The 12,542-nt window shown below is 66.0% G+C and carries 5 protein-coding genes; 2 read left to right on the top strand and 3 right to left on the bottom strand.

Annotated elements, in window-relative coordinates; translation table 11 throughout:
• Positions 1 to 34 precede the first annotated feature (34 nt).
• The 3 genes from ACFR9U_RS03980 to ACFR9U_RS03970 all read right to left on the bottom strand — a co-directional run bounded on the left by ACFR9U_RS03980 (position 35) and on the right by ACFR9U_RS03970 (position 7,506).
• On the bottom strand, positions 35 to 1,213 hold the full coding sequence (locus ACFR9U_RS03980) for a DUF7344 domain-containing protein (RefSeq protein WP_247376502.1): 1,179 nt from the start codon (positions 1,211 to 1,213) through the stop codon (positions 35 to 37).
• Positions 1,214 to 1,296: 83 nt separating this feature from the next.
• Positions 1,297 to 6,702 (bottom strand): PAS domain S-box protein, encoded by a 5,406-nt coding sequence (locus ACFR9U_RS03975; RefSeq protein ID WP_247376504.1) that lies wholly within the window; start codon positions 6,700 to 6,702, stop codon positions 1,297 to 1,299.
• 165 nt (positions 6,703 to 6,867) lie between these two features.
• Complete coding sequence (locus ACFR9U_RS03970) at positions 6,868 to 7,506, bottom strand: uracil-DNA glycosylase (RefSeq protein WP_247376506.1); 639 nt, start codon at positions 7,504 to 7,506, stop codon at positions 6,868 to 6,870.
• Positions 7,507 to 7,895: 389 nt separating this feature from the next.
• Here ACFR9U_RS03970 and ACFR9U_RS03965 point away from each other — a divergent pair, with 389 nt between their 5' ends.
• Positions 7,896 to 8,936 (top strand): hypothetical protein, encoded by a 1,041-nt coding sequence (locus ACFR9U_RS03965; RefSeq protein ID WP_247376508.1) that lies wholly within the window; start codon positions 7,896 to 7,898, stop codon positions 8,934 to 8,936.
• Positions 8,937 to 9,159: 223 nt separating this feature from the next.
• The gene (gene ileS / locus ACFR9U_RS03960) at positions 9,160 to 12,357 is read left to right on the top strand and encodes an isoleucine--tRNA ligase (protein ID WP_247376510.1); all 3,198 of its coding nucleotides are present in this window, start codon (positions 9,160 to 9,162) and stop codon (positions 12,355 to 12,357) included.
• Positions 12,358 to 12,542: the final 185 nt, after the last annotated feature.

Raw genomic sequence — 12,542 nt, 5'->3', positions numbered from 1 at the left:
TTGTCGGGCTGGCGAGTTAACGCTCCCGGCGCGGTTACGGCGACGCCGGTGACTGATGGTCGGGCTGCCGGTTGCCGCCGGCGTCGAGTCGCGAGTCGACCAGTTTGCGGACTGCCGTCACCAGGCCGTTGTCTCGTCCGTCGCCAGTGACGGCCGTTTCGGACGCCACCCGGTTCCGATCGATCGTCGCCAGCATGGCCGCCCGGGTGTCGGCGACGACCAGCCGACTCAGTCGGCCTTCCCCGCCGAGCGACGGGAGGTGCCACTGCTGCTGTGGGTTCCAGACTGTTGCCTCGGGGACCGCTGCGTCGATCCGGTCGCGCACGGCCGCGTGCGGTGTCCCGATGGCGACGTCGACGCCGCGCTCTGTCGCCACTCGCAGGTGGATGAGACAGCCGGGCGTCAACAGCCCCTCCGCCGCGAGGACGACGACGAGTTCGTCGTCCGCGTGGTCGGCCAGTGCCCGCATCCGCTCGACGACGTCCTCGTGGGCGTCGATGCTCCAGACGTTCTCGTCGGCCGCTGCTGAGGCGTCGTGGCCGCCGTCACTCGCCACCGAGCTGAGCGGTTCGGTTTCGGTGAGCCACGCCGAGCCGATGCGCTCGATTCCCTCGTCGGCGATCGTCCGCGTCTCGGCGTCGTACTCGACGAATCTGGCCTCGTCCAGTTTCGGGAGGTGGACGTGGTGGAGCGTCGTCTGGACTTCTTCCAGCGTCGACTGATCGATCCGCGTGAGGTCAGCGTCTTGCTCGACGGTCGCCACGGCGACGGCGAGGCCGGTCAGCGTCACGCGTTCGTGGGGCGTGCGCGCGAGGACCGACGCGACGGTGCGCCGTCGGTCGGAGTTCATTACTGACAGGAGTGCGTCCCCGTCGACGTCCGGTGGGATGGCGTCTTCGACGGTTCTGACCGCCGCGATCCCTTCGTCAGTCGCGGTTGCAGTGTCGCCGTCGTATTCGATCAGGTCGCTGGCCGCGAGCCGGGGGAGCTCGCCGTGCACGAGGTCGATTCGGTGCTGCCGTATCGCTCGTTCGCTGACCGCGGCCGGCGCTCCGGCGTGGTCCTCGACGGCACGAACCACAGCCAGGGCCGCCGGTGAGAGGGGCGCTGACTGGGCGGCGAGGAGACGGACCAGGCGCCGTGACTGGGCCGACGAGAGCGGCTCGTACTGCCTGAGCACAGTTGCTGCCGGGGGAGTTTCCGCTGTTCTCATCTACCGCAAACGGACCCGCTATGGTGGCAAAAGGGGATTCCCTAAACGGTTAGGATCGACTGCCTGAAACGCTGGACGGGGCGCTACGCGGTGGTGTCTCCCTCGATGATCGTGTTCAGGAGGCGTCGTTCGGCGCCCCGCAGGTGCTGGTGGAACGTGGGCGCTGAGATGTCGAGCGCGTCGGCCACGTCCTCGCCGGTGCTCTCGCGGGGCCACTCGAAAAAGCCCGCGAAGTAGGCGGCCTCCAGGGCGGCGAACTGCCGCTCGGTCAGGAGGTCGGCGAGGTCGAACTGGTGTCGGCTGACGATTTCCCTGTCGGCGGCCGTCCGGCGCTGGGCGAGCAGTTCCGTGGCCGGGTACGCGTTTTTGACCGTCTCGACGACCTCGCGAACGGGTGCGTTCGGCGGGAGTTCGGCCGTCATCCGGTAGTCGCCGTCGGCGAACGTCGCAGACGGGATGTGGCCACCGTGGGCGGTGATGATGCTCAGCGCCGGTGGCTCCGCGAGCTTCAGCTCGAATCGGCGGGTGCCCTCGGCTTCCTCACTGATGAACGACACGTCCGCCCAGGCTGACAGCTGTTCGACGAGTCGCTTCAGCGTCTCGGCGCCGTCTGCGCTGGCGGTTCCGTAGGCGAGATACCCTCGGCTGGTGGGGATGGTCTGTGCGATGGAGAACTTCCCTTCGGGGGTCCCTTCGAGGCCGAGTTCCTCGAACATGTCGCGGATTCGGAACTCCACCTCGACGACTTCGTCGCTCATCAACAGCCGCTTTCGCTCGATGGCGTTGATAGCGTGGCCCATTACCTCGCCGAGTTGCTCGACGACGGCGCGCTCTTCACCGCTGAAGGCGTACGGCCGTTTCGCGTAGACGTTCAACACCCCGTAGGTGGTGTTCTCGTAGATGATGGGGATGGCCACCGACGAGCGATAGCCGTGTTCGAGCGCCCGGTCGCGCCACTGTTCGTACGCCGGGTCCTCCGTCACGTCTTGACAGACCTGGACCTCGCCGGCTTTGATCGCCCGACCCGTCGGGCCCTGGCTGTCCGAGCTGTCGTCGACGGTGATCGTGATGTCCTCGAGATAGCCCTCGACGCCGGCCTCGGCTCGGACGACCACTTCGTCGGTGTTGGTGTCGACGTCGCCAGTCCACGCGAACGCGTAGGAGTCCGAGTCGGCCAGCCGCTCACAGACCAACTCCTCGATGTCCTCGCGCGTGGACTGCTGGATAAGGACGCTGATGATGTCCCTGATGATGCCGTTGAGGTTGTTGAGCGCGGCCAGGCGCTCGCGCTGGCGCTCGATCTGTTGTTCGTGTTCGATGCGGTCGATGGCCGTCGTGAGGATGTTCGCGACCGACTGGACGAAGTTGACGTCCTGGTCGCTGATCGCTCGCTTCTCCGTGTCGTGGATGCCGAGCACCCCCCACGGCTCCTCCGGCGGGCCGATGACGACGCTGATGCCGCTCGCCACGTCGTGGCTGGTGAGTAGCTCCGGGCCGGAAAAGCGGGTCTCGGCGTCCATGTCGGGGACGACCACGGGCTCCTCGGAGGCGAGCGTGTAGCCGGCCTGGGACTGGCGGTCGGTCGGGACGCGTGCCGACCCGACGAGCCCGTCACGCCAGCCGACCCCAGAGCGGAGCAGCAGGCGGTCACTGTCCGGTTCCAGTTCGAGGACCTTGCAGTAGTCGTTGTCGAGGGTCTCGGCGACGAACTCGACCGCCTCGTCGAACAGGTCGTCGAGGTCGTCCGCCGCGAGTGCGCGCTGGCCGAGCTGAGTGACGACCTGCTGCTGGCGGACGCGTCCCTGCAGTTCCGATTCGCGCTGGCGCAGTTCCGTGACGTCCTGGGACATCGCCAGCCCGGCGATGACGGCGCCGTCGTCGTCTCTGACGGGGACCGTGTGGAGCTTCCGGATCTGGTCACCGACTTCGAGCTCCACGGTGCTCGCTTCGCCGTCCAACGCGGTCTCGAACAGCGGCCGCAGCTCCTCGGAGAGCGATTCCGGCAGCACCTCGTCCATCAGCCTGCCTTCGAGTTCCGACGCTGTCCTGCCGACGTCGGTCGGCATTTCGCCGCCGAGAACGAGATAGCGCAGTTCCTCGTCGAACAGCGTGACGCCGCCGTTCGGGAAGTTGTCGACCAGCGTCCGGAGCCGCCGCTGTGACTCTTTGAGTTCACGCTCGCGGTCGAGGCGGTCGAGCGCGCTCTCGGCGTTCGTGGCCAGCAGCTCCACCAGTTGCTCGGTTTCGGTGTCGAACGCGTCGACTTCGCGCGAGCCGACGATCGCGATGCCGTGATCGCCCAGCGGGACGAAGACCCCGGCACGCATGTCCGTCTCGTCGGCATTGAGGTGCGGTGAGTTCCGCACGTCAGCCAGGCGGACCGACTCCCCGCTGGCGTAGACGTGTCCGGTGAGGCTGGACTCGTCTGGGGGTACGCGCGGCAACGACTGGCCGCGCATGAACGCCGCCTCGCTCGACACGGCGGCGGGATACAGCTCGTCGCGCTCTCTGTCGTAGAGATACACGGCGACCCCGGAGAGGTCGAGCACTTCCGTCGCCGCGTCGACGATCCGCTCGCTCACCGCCTCGTCACTGGTCGCCTCGTAGAGGTCGCGCGTCGTGCTGTGGAGCGCCTGGACCGTCTCTTCGAACTCCTTGCGTTCGGTGATGTCGCGGACGACGCCGACGCGACCGACCCGGCCGTCGTCGAGTTCCATGACGGAGAGCGTCCCCTCTGCCATGAACTCGGTCCCGTCGGCCCGCTGCATGGGTCCCTCGACGGTGAGCGTCTCCTGGTCGCTGGTCCGTACCGTCTCGTAGGCGTCCTCGACCCGGTCGGCGGTCTCCTGGCCGACGACCCTCGCGGCCGGGGCACCGATGAGTTCCGCCCGGGTGTACCCGGTCATCTCCGCGTACGCCTCGTTGACGAAGACGAACTCGCTCGCTTCGTCGATCACGTAGACGCCGTCGTCGATCGTCTCCATCACCTGCTCGTACTCTTCGAGTTCGCGCTCGCGCTGTTTTCGACCGAGTTCGTAGCCGATCCACTGCGAGAGCAACGTCATGACCGTCCGGTCGAGTTCGGTGATCTCCCGGTCACGCGGGTCCGGACTGGCGAAACTCAGCGTCCCGTACAACTCGCCGTTGACGTGGACCGGCACGCCGAGGTACGACTCCAGCTCGAACTCCCGATAGCAAGGATGGCTGGTCAGGTCCGCGTCGGAGGCGGACGCGAACCCGAGGGGCTGGGTCTGCTGGAGGGTCACTTCGCAGTACGTGTCGGCGAGCGAGTAGGTGTCGCCGACGCCGATATTTCCGGTTTCGTCGCTCACATGCCGTACGTGGTAGTCGTCGCCGTCGATCTCCGAGAGGATTCCGACGTCGAAATCGAGGAACTCGCGCCCGGAGGCGAGCAGTCGCTCGACCTTCTCCTCGAAGTCGACGTCGGCCCGCGTCGAGGTGTGATAGAACTGGTTCAGGTAGTCGCTGTAGCGCTGGAGGCGCTCCTCGCGGTGGATCCGCTCGGTGATGTCCGTCCCGGCGCTCAGGACGCTCGCGTCCCCGTCGGCTCTCAGGACGGTGTTGTTCCACTTGATGAGCCGCTCGTTCCCGTCGGCGGTGACGACCGTTCCGACGCGGGTGTCGGCCTCGTCCGAACCGGCGAGTACGTTCTCGAAGACGTCCCGAACGTCGTCTCTGTGACGCGCTGGGATGCAGGTCTCGAACCAGTCCGCGCCGAGCAGTTCGTCCTTCTCGTAGCCCAGCAGTTCGCACCCGCGCTGATTGACGTAGGACACCGTGCCGTCCGGGTCGATGATGACCATCACCGACCCTGCGAGTTCGAGGATCGTCTGCGCGCGGTTGCGTTGCTGACGCACTTCGGTTGCCCGCTCCTTGCGGTCGGTGACGTCCCGGAAGTACACCGACAGCCCGCTCTCCGAGGGATACGCGTTTATCGCGAACCAGGTGTCGAGCGGGGCCAGGTACTGCTCGAAGCTCACCGGCTCCTGGGCCACCATCGCGCGCTCGAACTGTTCCTGAAACGTCGAGCCGACGGTTTCGGGGAACACGTCCCAGATGGTCGCTCCGAGTAGCTCCGATTTCGACGCGTCGAGCAACTGCTCTGCCTGCGCGTTGACGTAGGTGAACTGCCAGTCGTCGTCGAGTCCGAAGAAGGCGTCCGTCACGCGCTCGAACACGTCCGTCATCTCCGACTCCAGGGTGTCGCGCTCGTGCTGGAGCTGTTGTTCGTACTCGCGGCGCTCGGTCATGTCTCGCGTGACCTTCGTGTACCCCTGGAGCGTGCCGTCGTCGTCGCGGACGGCGGTGATGGTGACTTTCGCCCAGAAGCGCGACCCGTCGCTCCGGACGCGCCACCCCTCGGTCTCGAGGCGCCCCTCGCTGGCTGCGTCGGCGAGGTTCTGGTCCGGACGGCCGGCCTCCCGGTCCTCCTCGGTGTAGAACGTCGCGATGTGCTCGCCGACGACCTGGTCTCGCTCGTAGCCTTTGAGTCGCTTTGCGCCCTCGTTCCAGGTGACGACCCGTCCGGCGGGGTCGAGCATGAAGATCGCGTAGTCCTCGATGGCGTCGACCATCTGCTGGAACTGCTCGTCGTGTTGCCACCGCGTGTACCCCGCGTGTAACTCCTGGAGCACCTCCCCGAGCTGATCGACCATCGTCGTGAGGAGGTCGATCATCTGCTCGTCGACGGCCTCGTGCGCTGGCAACAGGAACGTCAGCACGGCGATGACGCCCGCGTCGGCGACGACGGGGACGCCGAGCGCCGTCGTGAGCCCGCTCTCACGAGCGGCGGCCGCTCTGTGGAACTGCGCGTCCGCGTCCGTCACGTCCCGGATCCACTCCGCCTCGCCGCTCTCGTACACCCGTCCCACGAGTCCCTCTCCCGGCTCGAACGTCGTGGCGCTCGACGCTGCAGCGAACTCCGCGTCCGCGTCCCGGACGTCGGCGCTCGAAACGAGCGCCAGTTCCCCGGACGCCGTCGGCATCCACGCGTCGCCGTAGACCCATCGCGTCTCCCGACAGATGCGTCTGAGCGCCCTGGAGAGACTCTCCTCGAACGAACCCACGCTCGCTTCCCGGGGAGACGAGGACTTGAAATCAGAGCCAGTGGGTGCGGTGGGCTGGTTCGGACGGAGCACGCCGATCGTGGCGCCCCCGTCCTCGCTATCAGCCGTCCCGACCCGGAGGGTACAGGGTACCGCGTCGTCGGTTGCGGTCGTGACCTGCACGTCGATCGCCTCGACGCCCCGGTCGTCTCCGCTCAGCAGCCGCCTGATCGCCAACTCGGCCCGAGCGAACGCATCGGGTTCGAACAGCACGGAAACGTGCTCACCGAGCAGTTCTCGCCGGGAATATCCCGTCACCTCGACGAGCGCGTCGTTGACCGCGGTGACGTGCCGGTCACCGTCGAGTCGATACACGCCGTCCCGGATCGCGTTCGCGAGCCCGGAACACCAGCCGTCGTCCACTGCGTCCCCTGTTTGTCGGTGACTAACGGACCGACCCTCCCCCTGGTCCCCAGACTCTCTCGACATGGTACCACAGTTATCCCATCAACGGTGATAAGCACCGCGACGAATGAATGTTATCTGATGGTTTTAGGAAGCGGTTAAAACCATAATAGAGTCCTTAATTCAGACGTTTCTGGTGACTCTGCCTATCTCCTTGACATACTCGTCGCGGTCGTATCCGAGTCTGCCGAGCCAGACCGCCTGGTAACTCGGGTGGAGGAGCGGCAGCACGGTCGTCTCGAGCGGCGGGCAGTCGATCGGCTCCAGTACCAGATCAAGGAACCCGTCGACGTCGCTGCCCGTGAACGCGAGCACTGACCGTGTCGCGTGCTTGCCGGTCGTGACGACGGCGTCCGGGTCGACAGTCTCGATCTCCGCTCGGAGGTACGATCGGCAGTGGTCCCGTTCGCCGGGCGTCGGCGCCCGGTTCGTCGGCGCGTCCGCGTCGGGGTTCTCGGCGGGGAAACACTTCACCGCGTTCGTGAAGTAACAGCGTTCCAGCCCGTAGCCTGCGTCGGCGAGCAACTCGCGGACGCGTCGCCCGGAGTGACGCGAAGTGTAGGCCATCCCCGTCCAGTTGCCGCCCTGCCACCGGGTCGCGTCGGGGTCGCCTGCCGCGGGGGCTTCACCGACGACGACCAGGTCGGCGTCGAGCGGACCGTTTCCCCAGGCGATGCACTCCCGGGCGTCGACGAGCGCGGGACAGCGCTGACAGTCGTCGGCGAGGACGTGCTGGCTGTCGGGGTCGGGAAACGGGGGCATCGGTCGCTCGTTCGTGCCCGGGGGGTTTGAGCGGTTCGCCGCCGGCCGAACCGCGGACCGTCCAGCTGCGAACGGTTGCTTTCGCGAGCCGTTCCGGATGGTCGAACACTGCATCCAGCGTCTGGTTCAGTTGCTCACGCGGCATAAGCGACGATTGTTCACTCCGGCGTCGGCTACGGGCGCGTTCTGTTCCGGTCACTTGCGGCACGGCTGTCGGTTCATCCACGCTATTCTACGCGCTCACCGACCCATTACCCGAGTAAGCTGTCCTAGTGGCGAGATTCCGGAGCCAGATAACCAAACGGGTGGACGGACTGCATCCCACTGCATGCCAGTGCTGACCCGGTCGGCAGCGACCGAGACTGATCGGACGTGCAATCACGAAAACTATGACTGAGAAATCAACGGAGTCTACGGACGGCGGTACGCTCGACGACCTGCCACTGGAAAACACCCGACGGACGCTCCTTCGCGCCCTCGGCGGCGCTGCTGCCGTCGGCGGCATCTCCGGCGTCGCAGCCGGCGTCGACGACGAGGGTGAGGAGAACAAGGACGACGACGAGGGAGAATGGAACGACGGCCCCGGTGAGGATGACGAGGACGAACGAGACGACGGCGGCGGAGACGACAACGGAAACACCGGATCCGGACAGCGCCTCTCCTTTACGCTGCTCGACCTGTTCGACGTGAACGGGTTGGCGGTCACCGACGAGGCGATCTCGGCCCGGGAAGTGACCCTCGAGGTCTCGAACGGTGGGTCCGCGATCGAACTGGTGACCGCTTCGGGCGTCCGGATGAACGTCGTGGGCGACGCCATCGCCGGAACCAGCGTCGACTCCATCGACCTCCACAACCTGCTCGAACCCGAGGTCGAAAGCGCGATCGCGACGCTCGCGAACGGCGACACGCCCGAGGAGGTAAACGCGCTGCCCGACCCCCTCTCTGAGCAGGTCGAATCGACCGACAGGTCCGTGTACAAGGAGATCGACGCGCGGACGAACGGCTCGCGGTCGGTCTCTGACGTGGCCGAGAACGAGCTGTCGACCGCTGGGAACGACAGGCACAGGAGCGACCCGCTCATCGTGGTGATCGTGATCATCATCGCGATCATCCTGTCCTTCGGGGGCGGTCTCCCGCGACTCGACGTCGGCTCGGGCGCCTCCAGCGACTCGGCTGGGGCTGGCGACTCGGATGAATCCGGCGAAGCCGGTGGGGCCGAGGAAGCCGGTGGAGCCGACGAATCGGAGGAAGCGGACGAAACTAGCGGAGCCGGTGGATCGAGCGGATCTGGCGAGGCTGGCGACGCAGGCGGCATCGTCGAAGACGACGAAGACGAGGAAGACGAGGAAGGGACCGTCGGATCGGACGGCATCGGCGAAGACGGTGGCGAACTCGACGATTCCGAGGAGCCTGGCGCAGGAATGGATTGATCTGCAAATCTGGGACCTCCAATACGTCGATCTCCCGATTCTTTTCCGTGCTCGGTTTTCACCGCTGCTCGTCTCGGACCGTCCCGTGACGGCCGCGTTTCGACGGCGCGCCTGCACAGTCCGACGGGTGTTCGTGGGATATGTTCGGATTGCCGTCGCGTCGCAGTACTGACGCCGTTGTCGGACCGATTTGCCTTTAGTCCCGGCCCCAATTGGAGGACACATGAGCAGGTTCGATCCGGTGGACGACCAGTACGACCCTCATTCGGTCGAGGAGGAGATCTTCGACTACTGGGACGCGGTCGACGCCTACGAGCAGACCAAAGACCACAGGGCCGACGGGGAGACGTACTTCTTCGTCGACGGCCCGCCGTACACCTCCGGGTCGGCGCACATGGGGACGACCTGGAACAAGACGCTCAAAGACGTCTACATCCGCTTTCTCCGCATGCAGGGCTACGACGTCACCGACCGCCCCGGCTACGACATGCACGGGCTCCCCATCGAGACGAAAGTCGAGGAACGGCTGGGCTTCGAGAACAAGAAGGACATCGAGGAGTTCGGCGAGGACGCCTTCATCGAAGAGTGCAAGGAGTTCGCCGAGGAGCAACTGGAGGGACTCCAGGACGACTTCAAGTCCTTCGGCGTCTGGATGGACTGGGACGATCCCTACAAGACGGTCGACCCCGAGTACATGGAGGCCGCCTGGTGGGGGTTCCAGCAGGCTCACGAGCGGGGCCTCGTCGAGCAGGGGCAGCGATCTATCTCCCAGTGTCCCCGGTGTGAGACGGCGATCGCCAACAACGAGGTCGAGTACGACCACGTCCAGGACCCGTCTATCTACGTGAAGTTCCCCCTCAGCGACCGCGACGGCTCGCTCGTCATCTGGACCACTACTCCCTGGACGATCCCGGCCAACACCTTCGTCGCCGTCGACGGCGAGGCGACCTACCAGGCCGTCCGCGCCGAGCAGGGTGACGACGAGGAGGTCCTCTACCTCCACGAGGAGTGCGTCGAGGACGCCCTGGAACAGGGCGGCTACGACGACTACGAGATCGTCGAGGAAGTCTCGGGCGAGGAGATGGTCGGCTGGGAGTACGACCACCCGCTCCGCGAGGAAGTACCCGACGCACCCGACTTCGACGGCGCATTGCAGGTCTACACCGCCGACTACGTCGAAGCCGACCGGACGGGCCTGGTCCACAGCGCTCCCGGGCACGGTGAAGTCGACTTCCAACGCGGCCGCGAACTCGGCCTGGACGTCTTCTGTCCGGTCGGTCCCGACGGTACCTACGAGGACGCCGCGGGCAAGTACGCCGGCGAGTTCGTCAAGGACGCCGACGAGCGCATCATGGACGACCTCGACGCCGAGGGACACCTCCTCGCCCGGGGTACCGTCCACCACGACTACGGCCACTGCTGGCGGTGTGACACGGGCATCATCCAGATCGTCACCGACCAGTGGTTCATCACGGTCACGGACATCAAAGAGGAACTGCTCGACAACATCCAGGACAGCGAGTGGTACCCGCAGGAAGCTCGGGACAACCGCTTCACGTCGTTCGTCGAGGACTCGCCGGACTGGAACGTCTCGCGCCAGCGCTACTGGGGCATCCCGATCCCGATCTGGACGCCCGAGGACTGGAGCGGAGAGATGCAGGAGGCCATCGTCGTCGGTACTCGCGAGGAACTCGCAGAGCGCGTCGATCAGGACGTCGACCCCGAGACGGTGGACATCCACAAGGGGACCGTCGACGACCTGACGATCACCGAGGACGGCACCACGTACACCCGCGTCGGCGACGTGTTCGACGTGTGGCTGGACTCCTCGGTCGCCACGTGGGGCACCATCGGCTTCCCCAGCGACGAGGAGACCTTCGAGGAACTGTGGCCCGCCGACCTCATCATGGAAGCCCACGACCAGACCCGCGGCTGGTTCTGGTCGCAACTCGGCATGGGCACCGCCGCGATGGGCGAGGTGCCATACGACCAAGTGCTGATGCACGGCTGGGCACTCGACGAGGACGGCCGGAAGATGTCCAAGTCGCTGGGCAACATCGTCGAACCCGGCGAGGCCATCGACCGTCACGGCCGGGACCCGATGCGACTCTTCCTGCTGTCGGTCAACCCGCAGGGGGACGACATGAAGTTCTCCTGGGACGAGATGGCCGAGATGAAGCGCCGGCTCAACATCCTCTGGAACGTGTTCCGGTTCCCGCTGCCGTACATGCGGATGGACGAGTTCGATCCCGACGCGGTCGACGTCGAAGACGCGGAGACGGAACTCGTCGACGAGTGGGTGCTCTCGCGCCTCCAGAGCGTGACCGAGGAGATGACCGAACACATGGAGGACTTCGAGCAGCACAAAGCGCTGGACGCGCTGCTCGAGCTCGTCGTCGAGGACGTCTCGCGGTTCTACGTCCAGACCGTCCGCGACCGGCTGTGGGAGGAAGACGACAGCAGCTCGAAGGAAGCGGCGTACGCCACGCTGTATCACGTCCTCGAACAGGTCGTGACGCTGTTCGCGCCGTTCTCGCCCTTCGTCGCCGAGGAGATCTATCAGAATCTCACCGGCGACGCCGGCTTCGACACGGTGCACATGCGCGACTGGCCCGACCGCGACGAGTTCTGGCACGACGAGGCTCTCGAAGCCGACGTCGAAGCGGTCCGCGCTGCAGAGGAAGCCGGCTCGAACGCCCGCCAGCAGGCCGAACGGAGCCTTCGCTGGCCGGTCACGCAGGTCATCGTCGACGTGACGACCGGCGAGGACCTCACTGCCTCGCTGGAGAGCCAGACCGATATCCTCGCCGAGCGACTGAACGCCCGCGACGTCGAGGTCGTCGATCCCGACGAGGACTGGGGCGAGATCACCTTCTCCGCCGAGGCGGACATGAGCCTGCTCGGGCCGGAGTTCGGCGACGAGGCCGGCCGCGTGATGAACGCGCTGAACGAGGCTCGGGTCACCGAGCAGTCCCTCGACGCGCTCGAAGCGGCCGTCGAAGACGAACTCGGCCGTGACGTCGACCTCACGGAGGAGATGGTCGAGTTCGTTCGCCACACGCCCGACGACATCAGCGGCTCGGGCTTCGAGGCGCTGGACGGCTCGGGCGTCGTCTACGTCGACACCGAACTCACCGAGGACATCGAGAGCGAGGGCTACGCTCGCGAGGTCATCCGCCGCGTTCAGGAGATGCGCAAGGACCTCGACCTGGACATCGAGGAGCGCATCCAGGTCGAGTTCGACATCGACGACGACCGGATCGCCGACCTCGTCCGCGAACACGAGGCCCTCATCGCCGAGGAAGTCCGCGCCGACGAGTTCGGTGGCGTCGAAGACGGCCACCGGAAAGAGTGGGCGGTCGAGGACGTGGCGCTGACGATCGCGGTCGAACCGTTGGCTGCTGCTGAAGCGTCGGACTAGATCGCTGTTCGGACCCGAGCGAAGCGAGGGTCCGTTTTTCGAGGTGCAGGCTGTAGGTGCCATTCGTGCCTTCGAAGGAATAATTACCGCTCGAGGTTGCGTGGCTCCGCTCCGCGTTCAGTGAACGGGGTTTGACTAGTTGCTGAATCGTCACTCTCGCGTCCTGTACTCATTTAAGTCACCTC

Source organism: Halorientalis brevis (assembly GCF_042678165.1).
In the GTDB taxonomy this organism is placed as follows: domain Archaea; phylum Halobacteriota; class Halobacteria; order Halobacteriales; family Haloarculaceae; genus Halorientalis; species Halorientalis brevis.
The sequence above is the reverse complement of the archived record's forward strand: the minus strand, read 5'-3'. Positions and strand labels throughout refer to the sequence as shown.

Bases quoted from the DNA above. Each gene is read 5' to 3' on its own strand.
- ACFR9U_RS03980 (WP_247376502.1), bottom strand. From the start codon at position 1,213: ATGAGAACAGCGGAAACTCCCCCGGCAGCAACTGTGCTCAGGCAGTAC.
- ACFR9U_RS03970 (WP_247376506.1), bottom strand. From the start codon at position 7,506: ATGCCCCCGTTTCCCGACCCCGACAGCCAGCACGTCCTCGCCGACGAC.
- ACFR9U_RS03965 (WP_247376508.1), top strand. From the start codon at position 7,896: ATGACTGAGAAATCAACGGAGTCTACGGACGGCGGTACGCTCGACGAC.
- ileS (WP_247376510.1), top strand. From the start codon at position 9,160: ATGAGCAGGTTCGATCCGGTGGACGACCAGTACGACCCTCATTCGGTC.